Genomic DNA, 15731 nt, shown 5'->3' on the forward strand with positions numbered 1-15731 from the left:
CTCAGTTCCTCCTGTTGCTCTGTAAAATTGATTTCATAATCTTTTCCTGGGTTGCCTCTTCCCTGGTAAATTCACCGGCTATCCTGCCCTCATTCATAACATAGATTCTGTCGCTGGTTCCCAGAACTTCCGGCAGCTCTGAGGAAATGACCAGAATACACTTTCCCTGTGCCGCAAGCTCATTTATAATGTGATAGATCTCGTATTTTGCCCCCACATCGATGCCTCTGGTCGGTTCGTCCAGAATCAAAAGATCCGGATCTGCGTAAATCCATCTGGCCAAAAGTACCTTCTGCTGGTTTCCTCCGGAGAGGTTATTGGTTGTCTGGAAGATCCCGGGTGCCTTGATTCCCAGTCTTTCTATATATTCTTCAGCCACCTTGATTTCTTCATTTTGATTTACCACCCCTTTGCGGGCCAGCTTGTGCAGGCTTGGCAGGGATATATTCCCCTTGATGCTCTCCTGAAGCAGCAGACCCAGAGCCTTTCTGTCTTCTGTCAGGTAGGCAATCCCATTCTCTATGGCAGAAGAGACTGTGCTTACATTAATTTCTGTTCCATCCTTTACTACGATTCCCTGTACTCTGGAGCCAAAGCTTCTGCCGAACACGCTCATGGCGAATTCTGTCCTGCCGGCGCCCATAAGACCAGCGATGCCCACCACCTCGCCCCGTTTTATCTTCATATTTATATGGTCAATCATGATCTTGTCTTTATATTCCTCGGAGTATACCACCCAATCCCTAATCTCAAACCGAACTTCTCCAATTTCGGAGTCTCTTGACGGATACAGGTTCGTCAGCTCCCGTCCCACCATTCCCTGAATAATCCTCTCTTCCGTGATGAGGTCCGAAGCCGCAAAGAGCGTTTCCACGGTGCTCCCGTCTCTGAGCACGGTAATATCATCTGCAACCTTTGTCACCTCCGCCAGCTTATGAGAAATAATAATGCCGGTCATGCCGTGATCGTCTCTCAGGCGGAGGATAAGATTCAGCAGACGTTCACTTTCTTCCTCGTTAAGGGCTGCGGTAGGCTCATCCAGTATGAGCAGCCGAACTTTTTTCGCCAGAGCCTTGGCGATCTCTACCAGCTGCTGTTTCCCCACACCAATCTGATTGATCAGGGTCTCCGGTTTTTCCTTCAGCCCCACCAATTCCATCAGACGTATAGCCTCAAAGCGGCATTTTTCCCAGTCAATCACCCCTTTTTTCTGCTGTTCATTTCCCAGAAAAAGGTTTTCCATAATGGAAAGCTGTGGAATCAGTGCCAGCTCCTGATGGATAATTACAATCCCCTTTTTTTCGCTTTCCCGGATGTCTCTGAACCGGCATTCACCCCCGTCCCATATAATCTTTCCCTCATATGTGCCGTGGGGATGTACACCGCTCAGAACCTTCATAAGTGTGGATTTTCCTGCCCCGTTCTCGCCCACAAGTGCATGGATGGTTTTTTCCCGGACTTTGATATTTACATTATCAAGCGCACGGACACCCGGAAATTCCTTTACTATATTCTGAATTTCCAATAATACCTTTGTCATGCCTGCCTCCCGTGTTCTCCTGTATATGGAAGGGCGGTACTTCTCTGCACCGCCCTTCTCTATGCTTACTTTAATTCAGCTTCTGTATAATAACCGGAATCGACCAGTTTTTCCTGATAATTATCCTTTGTTACTACAATCGGCTCCAGGGCATAGGCAGGAACTACTTTTGCCCCGTTATTATAGGTAGTAGTATCGTTGTACTCAGGCTCTTCCCCGTTCATAAACGCCTGGGCCATAGACGCTACCTGCTTGGCCAGTGCTCTTGTATCCTTGAAAACAGACATAGACTGTTCTCCGGCAATGATAGCCTTCACATTTGCTGTGTCACAATCCTGTCCGGTAATCACAGGGAATGGAAGATCCCCTGAGCCATATCCGGCCGATTTTAATGCAGATTCAGCACCCAGTGCAGTAGAGTCATTGGAACAGAGCACCGCATCTAGTTTCTCTGTTGTGTAATATGCAGTCAGAATATTATCCATTCTGGCCTGGGCTACATCGGTCTGCCATGCGTCCGTTGCGCACTGTTCTCTCGTGGTCTGCCCGGATCTTACAACCAGCTTGCCTCTGTCGATGTATGGCTGAAGAATCTCCATAGCTCCGCCCAAAAAGTAGGAGGCATTGTCGTCATCCAGAGAACCTGCAACAATTTCCAGATTAAACGGGCCATCTGCATGCTCCAAATCCAAGGCGTCTGCGATGTACTGTCCCTGAAGAGCGCCGACCTTATTGTTGTCAAAAGTTCCCACGCAGTCCACATCTTCTGTCTCTGTAATAAAACGGTCATGGGCAATTACTTTAATGCCCGCATCATGTGCCTCTGCCAATACTGCCGAGAGAGCGCTGCCGTCTACCGGCGCAATTATGAGCACCTTCGCACCTTTTGTAATCATATTCTCAATCTGGGAAACCTGCTGCTGTACTTCGTTGTCCGCATACTGAAGATCTACCTCATATCCCATTTCCGTTAGAAATTTGTTCAGATTCTCTCCATCCTGGTTCCAACGCTGCAGAGACTGCGTAGGCATGGATACGCCAACCATCCCCCCTTCACTTTTCTCCCCTGAGGATTCGCTGTCCGCCTCCTTCGCGTCTGAGGCCGATGTACTTGCCTCCTCTTTGGTATCCCCGCATCCTGCAAACATAGACAGGCACAGCACAGATGCTGCTAAAACTGCTGCTAACTTTTTCATGTTGTTTCTCCTTTCCCTATGCAATCATAATTTGTTTTTCATGAAACGTTTCATGATTAATTATAAATATAGCACTGATTATTTTATCTGACAAGCTATTTTTACAACTTTGTTTGTTTATTTCAAAAACAAAGGGCAGTTATTGGCAAATCTGCACAATAACTGCCCTGTTTCCTCTGTATTTGGCTTACCTCTGAAGAAGCAATTGTGCTTCATCCGAAGCGGCTTTCAGTTCTTCCTCCCCCTCAAGTATCTCTATGGAAAACTGAATCTTCTCTTTTTCAAAGGGCTGCATGGTATGTAGGTTCTCTTCCTCCCGGGACCTTCCATATACCCCGGAATTGGTTGGTTCCAGTCCCATCACATAGTCCCCTGAAGCAAGGGATTTCCACTGTACAAAATGGGGAAGATACTTCTTCGAAAACCGGATCCTTAAGCCCAGCTGCAGCCTTTCATTTATAAGACAAGCAAAGGTATTGCCCTCCCTGTCCCCGGCTAATTCGTGCAGATACACCCGCTCCGGCTCATTATCTGCAGGGGCCTCCATCTGATCCCAGAGTTCCCGGTTTTTCATGGCAGCCTCATCTCTTGGGATTACCTTTTTCGTGGGCAGTATCACTCTGGCCCCCTCATCCAGAAGCGGATAGCCCATGTTAAAGTGATACAAAACCATCATAGGTTCCTCCCGATATGCAAGATTCTCAATCTCGTCGGTAAGCAAAATCTTTCTCTCTCCATATACGGTTTCAATTCTCCGGCTGAGACACATATGATTGCCGAAGAGCTTTCCTTCCCGCATCTGTCCGCTTACGGCTATGCGGTACTTTCCCTCTTCCCACCCGGCGCTTGCGCACAGCTGTTCTCCGGGGGCTGAGCGGACTCTTCCGTGCATGGGATAATAGGCCTCCCCCTCTCTGCAGGCAAGACAGGTATTCTCCAGCCCGCAGGTAAACAAAAGGCCTCCCATAATATTTGATGTTCCCTCTTCCCCGTGGGTATCGTAGTCCATTCTTCCTATAAGACCCTGTTTTGCAAGGAACGAAAGGTTCATCCCCTTATAGGATAATTCGCTGATATCCAGGCACTTATCTCCCATTACCTGAAATCGGAGGGGGCCGTTCTTAATGTCATATCCCTGCATTCCTCTGGCTCTGCCCTCCTGAAATTCTATCTTTCGCACTGCCGCTGTCTGTTGGATATTCCCCACTTTTTTTAGGAATTCATACTGCTCCTTCATCTTATCTACCTCCATATATCGCTTCATGCACTGATACTACCATTTATCATTTTGAATTTCAACTGCATAAATTTAAACAAATCAATTATTTACAAATAGTATTGAAAACTATATAATAGAGAGCAGAGGTGAAGAAATGACAATTAATACAGAAGATATGTTAAACAGCATACTGGCCAGTATCTCCCGGATTGACTATATTAAACCGGAAGATATCCCCGGCATTGATCTATATATGGATCAGGTAACTACATTCATGGAAAAGAATCTCCAATCCTCCAAGCGCTATCCTGAGGATAAGATTCTTACCAAGACTATGATTAATAATTATGCCAAAAATAACCTGCTTCCTCCCCCGGTAAAGAAAAAGTACTCCAAGGAGCACATGTTTCTTTTGATTTTTATCTATTACTTTAAAAATATTCTCTCGATCAACGATATTCAGACACTGCTCCAGCCTATTACCGGCAAATATTTTGATACAGACGAAGACTTTGACCTGACTGCCATCTACAATGAGATCGTAAAACTGGAGATGGATCAGATTGTGCCCCTGAAGAAGGATATTACCCGCAGGTTTAACCTGGCTAAGGAATCCTTTTCTCAGTGCCCTGAGGATGAGCAGCCATTTCTTCAGCTGTTTTCCTTTATCAGTCTTCTCAGCTTTGATGTCTACGTGAAAAAGCAGTTGATTGAAAAATTAATTGATGAACTGCCCAGAGAAAATAGCAAAGGCAGAGGAAAAGAACCAAAAGAATAGAGATGTGATACGGCCTCAGAAAGAGAGGACAGGAAAGATTTCCAAGGAATCTGCCCTGTCCTCTCTTTCTTTTGCTTTTCCGGAAAATGCCCCCCACAGATAAGATGCCCTCGAAAGCTTCAAGTATGATCACAAGATGCACGAATCTCCCTGGAAAAAATGCTTGACAAAACAAGAGGGGTATACTATCATGGCTTTATGAAACGATTCATGAAATACATAGCATTGTGTTTTCACTAAAACACAGATAAAAATGAATGAAAGAGAGAGGCAAGTACTATGACGGGAAAGGAAAAATTAAAGCTGGCAGTAAACCACGAGGAAGGCCCGCTCCTCCTTGATATCGGCGGAATGCCTACCACTGGGATTCACTGTATTGTTCTGGAGCAGGTCCGGGCGTATCTCGGACTGGAGAAACGCCCCATTAAGATACTGGAGCCGGTGCAGATGCTGGGAATTCTGGACGAGGATATCAGAGAAGCCCTGGGAATTCAGACACAGCCATGCTGGGGGGCCGGCAGTATGCTGGGATTCCCGGTAAAGGACGACTATAAGGAGTGGAGAACCCCCTGGGGACAGGATGTCCTTGTACCCAAGGATTTTGTCACGACTACGGATACAAAAGGAGATACCCTCATATATGCCTGGGGGGATACCCGTTACGAAGCAGCCGGGCGTATGCCCAGAACAGGAGTTTTCTTTGACAATACAGAGCGTACCCCTGCGTTTGATGAGGACGATTACCGTCTGGAAGACAATCTGGAAGAATTCGGTCCCGTTTTACAGGAGGATCTGGACTGGCTGGCCCTCCAGCGTTCCAGATACGAAGCCTCTTCCGACGTAATTATGGGCAATCTTGGGGGCACTGCTTTCGGTGATATTGCCCTGGTCCCTGGACCTATGCTCAGGGAACCAAAAGGAATCCGGGACATTACAGAGTGGTACGTATCCATTGCATCTAGACCAGAGGTTCTGCATGAAATCTTTGAGTATCAGGCACGCTGCGCGATTGAAAATCTGGAAAAAATGCATGAAGCTCTGGGAGAAACCATCCAGGTTGCCTATATCTGCGGCACTGACTTCGGTACTCAGAAGGGGCCTTTCTGCAGCAATAAAACCTTTAATGACATGTATAAGCCCTATTATCAAAAGATCAACTGCTGGATCCACGAACATACTTCCTGGAAGACCTTTAAGCACTGCTGCGGAAGCATTAAGGATCTGATCCCAGAGCTCATCGACGCAGGCTTTGACTGTCTGAACCCTGTGCAGTGGACCGCTGAGAACATGGACCGGAAAGAAATTAAAAAACTCTACGGAGACCGAATCGTATACTGGGGCGGAGGCATCAACACGCAGAAAACCCTCCCCATGGGCACCTATCAGCAGGTGTTTGACGAAGCCCTTGAGTGCTGCCGAATCTTTGGAAAAGGGGGCGGATTTGTATTTAACACCATCCACAATATTGTTCCCGGGGTTCCCCCTGAAAACGTAGTGGCTCTGGCTGATGCAGTGAAAAAGTACAATCAGGGATAAGAAAGTATATCCCTATTCCTGAGTAATAAAAAATGCTGTCCAAGCCAGTGAATCGGCTGCGGACAGCATTTTGTCTGTTATCTTCATATTTTCTCAGGCCAGATAGCGCACCAGCTGAATCAGCTTGGAAGTAATCCAGAACAAACGGGCCTTTCCCGGGGAGAGTTCTTTTTGGCTGACACCGTCTTTCTCAGCATATGTGTCCGGTCCGGTAACCTCCAGTGACTCCGCCTGCAGCTTATCCATCTTTTCCTCCAGCAGAGAATTGAACTCTTCTCCGCAGATCACCAGCATGGTCTCGGTATCTACATAAGTACTTCTCATATCAAAGTTATAGGATCCTACCACAGAAAGATCGCCGTCTATAAGTATGGATTTGCCGTGGCATGAGTGCTCCCCAAAATACTCATGCACCCTTACCCCCGTTTCCAGGACCTTTCCCTTGTTATGAGTATAGTCCGAAGAGGCCATAAAATTATCGCCGACTGCGGTGGAATTGATGAGCATGTCTGCATTTCCCACAGTTTTTGCAAGCTGTTCCATTCCCTCATACATATCCTGAGAAAATACTGCATAAGGCGTCTGAATAACTACCCTGCTGTCAGCTTCCAGCATCAGCTGCTGCATGGTATACCATACCCATGGTTCCTTTGGCCCTATATTGGTTGGGTTTGCCACAAACGTAGCTTTTTTCACAGGCACAAGTTCTTTTGTCCAGTCAATATCTGTCCCGGTCCCCCGTGTACCAGACAGTTTTTCATATCGAAGAGAAAGCTTTTCTAATTCTTCAGCTGTCTTCCGATCTTCCCGGGACTTCCCCTCAAATACCGGTCTTGTGCATTCCTGATTCCAAATCTTCTGAAAATACTCTCTCACTTCCAGAATTACGTTTTCTGAGGAGGTCTCCCCCTCTTCCTCCTGGTGATACAAAAGAACTTCTCTGTCATATCCCTTGTTCTTTTGAGGATAATTTCCTATAAAATAATCGAACATATTTCTGCCGCCCATAAGGAGCAGCTTGTTGTCAATCAGCACATATTTGTCATGCATTCTTCCATTGATTGTCCACGGTTTCAAAAGATTAGGCTTATTATAGTACCTGATCTCCAGATTTGGGTGGCTCCCTGCAGCCTGAAAAATACCCTGTCCATCCATATGAAGCATTCCGTACAGACCGTCCACAATGACCTGCACTCTTACCCCCCGATCCGCCGCCGCCAACAGAGAAGCAAAGATATCCGATGTGCTTTTTCCCGGACGGATATCAAAGGTAGAGATCACAATGCTTTCTTTTGCCTCTTCAAACATAGCCAGGCGCACATCCAGGGCCTCTTCATTTGTCTCCGCAATCTGCGCCCAGTCACTGCCTGCGGATCTCTGCCCAAAGGACTCTGTATTCAATTTTTCCGAATACGTCTTCTTTACTTTTTTTGTATGTATAAATGGAATACAAGCTCCTACAATCTCATACAGCAGTACAGCCAGCAAAAGGAGCAGCAGTATTTTTAATTTCTTTCTCACTTCTGACTCCCGCCTTCCCTGTTCATCTTACTAAATACGGGAATATAAAGAAGAAACGACAGCAGCATCAGCGCACCGCTGATTCCGATAAGGATATTTGCCCCGGTCATCGGAATATTGGGGATCAGTATCAGCAGAAACATAACCAGATACAGCACGGCTGTGCAAACCTTTCCGAACCACATAGCCCCGTTAAGCATCCTGCCTTTTCTTAACATCAGAATTCCCATAATCCCCATAAATCCCTCTTTTATTACAAAGAGGACTGCAAGTGCCGCCATCAGGGGAAACCGGAAGGACAGAGAAAGAACAATGGCTCCCTGTGTTAACTTGTCCGCAATGGGATCCACTGCCTTTCCCAATTTGGTTACCATATGAAACTTTCTTGCCACAAATCCATCTAAAAAGTCAGTAATTCCTGAGATTCCTATAATCACCGCGGCTATGCGGTAATCTTCTATAGAATCTGCAGTCAGATATCTCCAGACAATGACAGGGATAAGCAGTATCCTGAAATACCCCATCAGATTCGGTATAGAAACAATTTGTTTTTTCAGCGGCAGTTCTTCTGTCATACTAACGCCCTCTTTCTCTATGACATTTCCTGAGTCATCTGCTGTTTCATCTCCAGCACATAACCGGAAAGCTCTGTAATTCTCTCATCGGTCATACGGTTCACCGGGGCAGAGATACTAAAAGCATACTTTGCCTTACCTTTAAAATCAGTAAGACAGGCAGCAATGCAGCGCACTCCTTCCTCATTTTCCTCATTATCCAGGGCATAGCCCTTTTTTCTTATCTCTTCCAGATCCTTCAGAAATCTGCTGTAATCTATAATGGTATGAGGAGTGAGCCTGTGAATATCACTGGCTTCCCACAACTTTTTTACAGCCTCCGGCTTCATGGTTGCCAGCAAAGCCTTCCCTACGCCGGAACAGTAGAGAGGGATACGGCTGCCCACCTTTGACACCATCCGCACAGAATTCTGGTGAGATTCTACTTTATCAATGTACACCGCCTCTGTCCCGTCTATCTGGACAAAATGTACGGTCTCACCGGTCTGCTGCATCAGCCTCTTAAGATGTGGGCGGGCTATTTCCAGCACATCTACCTTGTTCAGAACTTTATTGGATATTTCCAGAATCTTAAAGGTAAGACTGTATTTTCCCGTCTCCTGATCCTGCCGTGCGTATCCCATATAGATCAGTGAGTTTAAGAGCCTGTGAACCGTACTTTTATGAAGGTTCAGCCTGTTGCTTAAGTCAATCAGCCCAGCCGGCCCTGTCTCTGCCAATGTCTCCATCACCAGAAACAGCCGGTCCGCTACCTGGATGGGGTTCTTTTCTTCTGCCATATGTTATCTCCTGATTTTGCAGTTTATCTATGCTGCTTTGTGTATTTCCTTAGATTGAAACATATTGTAACACGTTATGATTAGAAAGTAAATATTTCTCCCACCCGCTTGACATTCCTCCCTTGTGTAGTATAATTCTACTATAAATATTATATCGTGGAACTTAGTTTTATATTATGAAACAAAGGAGAGTAAGAAAATGCACAAAGTATTAGAACAAATTCAAAAAATTGGTATTGTTCCTGTAGTGGTTCTGAAAGACGCAAAAGACGCCCTTCCTCTGGCAAAAGCCCTCTGCGAAGGAGGCCTTCCCTGTGCCGAAGTTACCTTCCGCACCGATGCTGCCGAAGAGTCTATACGGATTATGTCGAAGGCTTTCCCGGATATGCTGATCGGCGCAGGCACCGTACTGACTGCTGAGCAGGTGGACCGTGCAGTAGCTGCAGGCGCCCGTTTTATTGTAAGCCCCGGCCTGAATCCCGATATTGTCAGACACTGTAAGGAGAAAGGGGTTCCCATCACCCCAGGTACTTCCTCCCCCAGCGACGTGGAACAGGCCCTCTCCCTTGGCCTTGATGTAGTAAAATTCTTCCCCGCTGAGGCATGCGGCGGATTAAGTATGATTAAAGCTATGTCTGCTCCTTACACAAATATGATGTTCATGCCAACGGGCGGCATCAGCGCACAGAATCTGAACAGCTATCTGGCCTTTCCCAAAATTCTGGCATGCGGCGGAAGCTGGATGGTAAAAGGGGATCTCATTGACGCCGGAGACTTTGACGCTATCCGCCGTCTGACCCGGGAAGCGGTAGAAACTATGCTGGGCTTTGAATTAAAGCATGTAGGCATCAACTGTCAGAATGAGGAAGAGGCTGATCACACGGCATCTTCTTTTGAAAAGTTATTTGGTTTTGCCAAAAAGACAGGCAACAGTTCTGTTTTCGCGGGCAGCGCTGTGGAGGCTATGAAAAGCCCTTATCTGGGCGCTAACGGCCACATTGCCATTGGGACCAATTCTGTAGCTCGTGCTATGCATTATCTGGAGTCCCAGGGATTTACTTTTAATATGGATTCCGCCAAATATAAGAGGGACCGCATGACTGCCATATACCTGAACGGGGAAATCGGCGGATTTGCCGTTCATCTGGTACAGAAATAGCCGCTGTCCCTGTCTATCCTGGAGAGATTGCACCTATGACTTTTGTCTGAGGCGCAATCTCTTTTTCTTGCTTCCTCCCCATTAAGATGCTGTTAAAATACCGAAATAAGACTAAGCAGAATTAAAAATTTATGATATGTTAAAAAACGTACCACAAAAGAACAAGATCAAGGGAGGAATATTTGTGACTATATCACTGAGTGAGTTTTTTAGCTTTCTTGCAGAAAGTCCCGCGCTGGTCATTACTGTTCTGCTTACACTTGCTGTTGTTTTAGTAAACGGATGGACCGATGCCCCCAATGCCATAGCCACCTGTGTATCCACCAGATCCATGGGCCCCAAAAATGCTATTCTTATGGCAGCCGTATGTAACTTTCTGGGTGTATTTGCCATGACTGCAGTGAACGCAAGTGTGGCATCCACCATCTATCATATGACAGATTTCGGCGGAAATACACAGGAGGCCCTTACAGCCCTTTGCGCTGCTCTGGTTGCCATTGTCACCTGGGCCACGGCCGCCTGGAGGTTCGGGATTCCCACCAGTGAGAGCCATGCCCTCATTGCCGGCCTGTCAGGCTCTGCCATCGCACTCCACGGTGGGCTGCAGGGAATTAACCCTGCAGAATGGGTAAAGGTTTTATACGGACTTTTGCTTTCTACATTGCTGGGGTTTCTTTCCGGATGGATCAGCGCAAGGATGGTAGCGGCAGTCTGCAGGAATCAGGACAGGGAACGCACCACCCCCTTCTTCCGTAAGGCCCAGATTGCAGGAGGTGCAGCAATGGCCTTTATGCACGGTGCCCAGGACGGACAGAAGTTTATGGGCGTATTCATGCTGGGGATTTTCCTTGCAAAGGGACAGGATACTGTAACCGCTTTTCAGATTCCTCTGTGGCTCATGATTCTGTGCAGCCTGGTGATGGCTATAGGCACTTCCATCGGGGGATACCGTATTATAAAGGCTGTAGGGATGGATATGGTCCGGTTGGAAACCTATCAGGGATTTGCCGCAGATTTGGCAGGTGCTGCCTGTCTTCTGCTCTCCTCACTTACCGGCATCCCCGTATCCACTACCCACACAAAAACCACTGCTATCATGGGGGTAGGGGCAGCCAAACGACTGTCTGCAGTGAACTGGAATATAGTAAAAGAGATGATATTGACCTGGATCCTCACCTTTCCGGGCTACGGACTGATTGGATTTATCATTGCTAAAATATTCATGTATATTTTTTAAAGGAGAAATGACCATGCCGTCGAGAAAAGAAAACAATTATTATAATATGTTTATAGAGAATGTTACATATGCCTGCAAAGCTGCTGCTCTGCTTCAGAAATGCTTTGACAATTTTAATCCGGAACATTTACCACGGCAGATGGAAGCCATGCATCAAATCGAACATACCGCCGATTTGGCCAAGCACACTATGATGAAGCATCTCCACCGGGAATTTCTGCCCCCCATTGACAGAGAGGATATCATGGAACTGTCCGAGACCATAGACGATGTCACCGACTGCATTGAGGATGTAATGCTCCGCCTGTATATGTTCCATATCACTGGACTAAGAGAAGATGCCGCTTCGTTTGCGGATCTTATATGCAGTTGCTGTGAAGCTCTGCTGGATATGATGGAAGAATTCTCTGTATTTCACAAATCAAAAGTTATAGGAAGTAAAATAATCGAAATCAACCGCCTGGAAGAAAACGGCGACCGGCTGTATATGGAAGCCATGCACAGGTTATACGTCAGCCCCTCCTCTTCCACAGAAACCTTCACATGGACTTCCCTGTATGACTGCCTCGAAAAATGCTGCGACAGGTGTGAACGAGTGGCAGCTGTGGTGGAGAGGGTGATATTGAAGAATAGTTAATTTATATCTAAAGTTCAGATATATGGGAAACGGATGGTGGGTAGGATTGTACTTTCCCATATAAAGGCAAAAGCAATCCCATCCCTGCCACTCTGCAATCTCTATTTCCCCAAATACCCTCCATCCACAGGTATAATCGCCCCGCTCACATAATCACTGGCATGAGAAGCCAGGAAAATAGCAGTACCCTTCATGTCCTCCCCAGTTCCCCACCTATGTGCCGGGATTCTCTCTGAAATGGAAGCATATCTTGGATTCGCCGGATCAAGAAGGGCTTTATTCATCTCTGTAGCCATATAACCCGGAGCAATGGCATTGACATTTACCCCTCTGCCCACCCAGTCATTGGTAAGTGCCTTCGTAAGCTGTGCGATTCCCCCTTTTGCAGCTGCGTAAGCCGGAATCGTCTGTCCGCCGAAATAGGAGTTCATTGAAGCAATAGTTATAATTTTTCCATAACCCTTTTTCAGCATTATCCTGCCTGCCTCCTGGCAAAGGATAAAGATGGATGTGAGATTTACACTTATCACTTCATCCCATTCTTCCACAGGAAATTCTTCCGCGCTGTGGCGCCTCTGAATGCCGTGTGCTGTCAGAAGAATATCCAGATCTCCCCCAAGAAGCTCAACGCATTCCTGAAACACTCTGTATACCTCCCGGCGTTCGCCCAGATTTCCTTTTACTCCGTGGCATAAGAATCCTCTGTCCCTGAATTCCTGTGCAGTGTTATAAACGCTGTCTGAGGTTCCCACAATTGCCACTTCACAGCCAGCCTCAAGATAACCTTCAGCCATTTTGTATCCGAGGCCTCTGGTACCTCCGGTAACAATGGCTTTTTTTCCGCTGATATCGAATACGTTCATAGTATCTACTCCATATATCCGCCCTTCATTGGAGAAACGGCCCTTTCTGAAAAGATTTTTAATACGCCCTTTTTATACTTGGAAGGTTTGGGAGACCACTTACTTTTTCGCTCTTTTAACGCAGCATCGATCTCCTCCGGTGTTTTTCTCTCCCCTGCAATCCCTACGATCTGAAGGATACGTTCCGGAATATTTACTTCAATGATATCCCCCTCTTCTACCAGAGCGATAGGGCCTCCATCTGCCGCTTCCGGTGAAATATGACCGATGGCAGGTCCCTTGGATGCGCCTGAAAATCTTCCGTCTGTGAGCAGTGCAATAGAGGCCCCCAACTCTGCGTCCGATGCAATGGCCTCAGTGGTATAGAACATTTCCGGCATCCCGCTCCCTTTTGGTCCCTCATAGCGGATAAATACAGCATCCCCTGGTTTAATGTCATGTGTAAGTACCGCGTGGATGGCGTCTTCTTCACAGTCAAAGGGACGGGCGTTTAAAGTGGCACGGAACATTTCCTTTGGAACTACGGTGTGCTTTACAACAGCACCGTCGGGACAGAGATTTCCGTAGAGAATCGCAATACTTCCGTCTGTTCCGAAAGGCTTATCAAAGGGACGGATCACATCCTCCCGTTTCAGTCCTGCTGCCGCCAGATACTCATCGCATTTATCATAGAATCCGTTCTTTTTAAGATCTTCCAGATTTTCACCCAGTGTTTTGCCTGTGACAGTCATAACATCCAGGTGGAGCATATCCTTAATCTCTTCCATAATGGTAGGAACACCGCCAGCGTAATAGAAGTACTGGGCAGGCCATTCTCCTGCAGGGCGGATATTTAATAAATAATGTGCACCTCTGTGCAGTCGGTCAAAGGTGTCACCGTCAATTTCGATTCCGAACTCCCTTGCGATGGCTGGAAGATGAAGAAGAGAGTTTGTGGAACCCGAGATAGCAGCATGTACCATGATTGCATTTTCAAAGGATTTCATAGTAACAATTTTATCTGGAGTCAGATCATGCTCTGCCAGCCAGACTGCCTGTCTGCCTGCTTCCCTGGCCATTGTTCTGAGATCCCGGCTTGTCGCAGGCATGAGAGCGCTTCCGGGCAGCATAAGTCCCAGAGCCTCTGCCATAATCTGCATGGTGGAAGCAGTCCCCATAAAGGAACAGGCTCCGCAGGAAGGGCAGGCATGGTGCTTATAATAGGTAAGTTTTTCTTCTGTTATCTCACCGCGCTCGCACATTGCATTATATTTTCCAATCTGCTCCAGTGTCAGAAGATCAGGGCCTGCATCCATAACCCCACCGGTCACCACAATAGATGGAATATTGACTCTTCCCACTCCCATCAGATGAGCCGGCATCCCTTTATCACAGCTCGCAATGAAAACGCCGCCGTCAAAGGGAGTGGCGTTGGCATGGATTTCGATCATGTTAGCAATCATATCGCGGGAAGCCAGGGAGTAGTTAATCCCGTCGTGCCCCTGAGCCTCACCGTCACATATATCTGTTGTAAAATATCTGGCACCGAAACCTCCGGCTTCGGCCACTCCTTCTCTCGCCTCTTCAACTAACTCCAGAAGATGACCGCTTCCCGGGTGACTGTCACCAAAAGTACTCTCAATCATAATCTGAGGCTTTGATAAATCCTCCAATTTCCATCCGGTTCCCAGACGCAGAGGATCTAGCTCCGGTGCTGCTTTCCTTAATTCCTGACTTCTCATTTTCATTTTAACTCTCCTTTTACAGACAAACTATATTACACTTTTCGGTTGCAATGGATTTGGAATTGGGTTTTACAGACGTCATACGTCGTATCTGTTTTTATAGTAGCACTTCTATACTTGGGGGTCAAGAAGTTCTTCCATTTTATCTCTTTTGTCGGTTTTTACTGTTCTTTTTTGTTTAATATTACTAAAGGGGACAGGTCAATTCCATTTTGGGACACCTTGGATCGAAAATGGGACGTGTTCTTTTTAGAAAGAACACGTCCCCCTTTTATGCTATTATCGTTTTTATCTTTTCCCGGTTGCTCTCCAGATGTTCAATCATGGCCGCTCTCGCCTCTTGAGGATCATGATTTTTAATTGCGTTGAGTATCATTCTGTGTGTGCGTATGGTTTCCTGGGTAAGAGAATACTCTGTAATATTGATAAAAATAGAAATTCCTGACTGTATCACAGGTATGATATTAGGCATCACAGTATTTTTGCTGCACTTGGCAATTAGGCCGTGAAATTCTATATCTTTTTCCATATGCTGCAGCTCCTGCTCACATAATACTTCTACTTCTTTTGCTACTTTTTCTAATTCCTCGATCTCTTCCTCCGTTGCCCGTTCTGCAGCCAGAGCAGCAATCTCAGGCTCAATGATCATGCGTACCTCGCATAGATCCAGAGCCAGTTTTCCCTTATCTTTCATAAATCGGAAGCCCAGCGGATCGTCTATCATACCGGGATGATCACATACAAAGGTACCGCATCCTCTTCGTATCTCTACAATATTGCGCGATACCAGGATTTTAATCGCCTCACGTATAGTACCTCTGCCAACGCTCAGCTGCTGGGCCATATCGAATTCATTGGGAAGCTTATCGCCTGCTTTTAGCTGCCGGTCGGTGATCAGCCGGATAATCTGCTCTGACACCTGTTCAGGCAGCAGCTTTTTGTTATTGTTCAGTGACTCTAACATGCC

14 protein-coding genes are annotated in these 15731 nt (G+C 46.6%); 5 read left to right on the forward strand and 9 right to left on the reverse strand.

The window, feature by feature from the left end; genetic code table 11:
• Position 1: 1 nt before the first annotated feature.
• From mmsA to BUA56_RS03050, 3 genes are all read right to left on the reverse strand, one after another.
• Positions 2–1540 (reverse strand): multiple monosaccharide ABC transporter ATP-binding protein, encoded by a 1539-nt coding sequence (gene mmsA / locus BUA56_RS03040; protein WP_072848902.1) that lies wholly within the window; start codon positions 1538–1540, stop codon positions 2–4.
• A 65-nt stretch (positions 1541–1605) separates the two neighbouring features.
• Positions 1606–2736 (reverse strand): multiple monosaccharide ABC transporter substrate-binding protein, encoded by a 1131-nt coding sequence (gene chvE / locus BUA56_RS03045; protein ID WP_072848903.1) that lies wholly within the window; start codon positions 2734–2736, stop codon positions 1606–1608.
• A 187-nt stretch (positions 2737–2923) separates the two neighbouring features.
• Positions 2924–4000: an aldose 1-epimerase family protein gene (locus tag BUA56_RS03050; protein WP_242946714.1), complete on the reverse strand. Its 1077-nt coding sequence runs from the start codon at positions 3998–4000 to the stop codon at positions 2924–2926.
• 109 nt (positions 4001–4109) lie between these two features.
• Here BUA56_RS03050 and BUA56_RS03055 point away from each other — a divergent pair, with 109 nt between their 5' ends.
• On the forward strand, positions 4110–4733 hold the full coding sequence (locus tag BUA56_RS03055) for a DUF1836 domain-containing protein (RefSeq protein ID WP_072848907.1): 624 nt from the start codon (positions 4110–4112) through the stop codon (positions 4731–4733).
• Between the two features lie 279 nt (positions 4734–5012).
• Positions 5013–6269 (forward strand): uroporphyrinogen decarboxylase family protein, encoded by a 1257-nt coding sequence (locus BUA56_RS03060; RefSeq protein ID WP_072848908.1) that lies wholly within the window; start codon positions 5013–5015, stop codon positions 6267–6269.
• A gap of 93 nt (positions 6270–6362) precedes the next feature.
• Here BUA56_RS03060 and BUA56_RS03065 read toward each other — a convergent pair whose 3' ends face one another.
• Genes BUA56_RS03065 through BUA56_RS03075 form a run of 3 tightly spaced genes read right to left on the reverse strand, consistent with a single transcriptional unit; the run spans position 6363 to position 9144 of the window.
• Positions 6363–7790: a phospholipase D-like domain-containing protein gene (locus BUA56_RS03065; RefSeq protein WP_072848909.1), complete on the reverse strand. Its 1428-nt coding sequence runs from the start codon at positions 7788–7790 to the stop codon at positions 6363–6365.
• On the reverse strand, positions 7787–8365 hold the full coding sequence (locus BUA56_RS03070) for a CDP-alcohol phosphatidyltransferase family protein (protein ID WP_072848911.1): 579 nt from the start codon (positions 8363–8365) through the stop codon (positions 7787–7789). The genes BUA56_RS03065 and BUA56_RS03070 overlap by 4 nt, the downstream gene beginning before the upstream one ends.
• A 17-nt stretch (positions 8366–8382) precedes the next feature.
• Positions 8383–9144, reverse strand: coding sequence for an IclR family transcriptional regulator (locus BUA56_RS03075; RefSeq protein WP_072848912.1), 762 nt, complete (start codon positions 9142–9144; stop codon positions 8383–8385).
• A gap of 199 nt (positions 9145–9343) precedes the next feature.
• On the opposite strand from BUA56_RS03075, the gene BUA56_RS03080 reads away from it, so the two are divergent.
• From BUA56_RS03080 to BUA56_RS03090, 3 genes are all read left to right on the forward strand, one after another.
• On the forward strand, positions 9344–10303 hold the full coding sequence (locus tag BUA56_RS03080; protein ID WP_072848913.1) for a bifunctional 4-hydroxy-2-oxoglutarate aldolase/2-dehydro-3-deoxy-phosphogluconate aldolase: 960 nt from the start codon (positions 9344–9346) through the stop codon (positions 10301–10303).
• Between the two features lie 184 nt (positions 10304–10487).
• Entirely contained in the window at positions 10488–11540 is a 1053-nt protein-coding gene (locus tag BUA56_RS03085; protein ID WP_072848915.1) for an inorganic phosphate transporter, read from the forward strand.
• Between the two features lie 13 nt (positions 11541–11553).
• Positions 11554–12177, forward strand: coding sequence for a DUF47 domain-containing protein (locus BUA56_RS03090; protein ID WP_072848916.1), 624 nt, complete (start codon positions 11554–11556; stop codon positions 12175–12177).
• A 101-nt stretch (positions 12178–12278) separates the two neighbouring features.
• Here BUA56_RS03090 and BUA56_RS03095 read toward each other — a convergent pair whose 3' ends face one another.
• From BUA56_RS03095 to BUA56_RS03105, 3 genes are all read right to left on the reverse strand, one after another.
• Positions 12279–13040, reverse strand: a complete 762-nt coding sequence (locus BUA56_RS03095) for an SDR family oxidoreductase (RefSeq protein ID WP_072848918.1) — start codon at positions 13038–13040, stop codon at positions 12279–12281.
• A 5-nt stretch (positions 13041–13045) separates the two neighbouring features.
• A complete protein-coding gene (gene ilvD, locus BUA56_RS03100) occupies positions 13046–14761 on the reverse strand; it encodes a dihydroxy-acid dehydratase (protein ID WP_341443362.1) in 1716 nt (571 codons plus the stop codon).
• 274 nt (positions 14762–15035) lie between these two features.
• Positions 15036–15728, reverse strand: a complete 693-nt coding sequence (locus BUA56_RS03105; protein WP_072848920.1) for a FadR/GntR family transcriptional regulator — start codon at positions 15726–15728, stop codon at positions 15036–15038.
• Positions 15729–15731 lie beyond the last annotated feature (3 nt).

This window comes from Lactonifactor longoviformis DSM 17459 (assembly GCF_900129135.1).
Taxonomy (GTDB): Bacteria; Bacillota; Clostridia; order Lachnospirales; family Lachnospiraceae; genus Lactonifactor; species Lactonifactor longoviformis.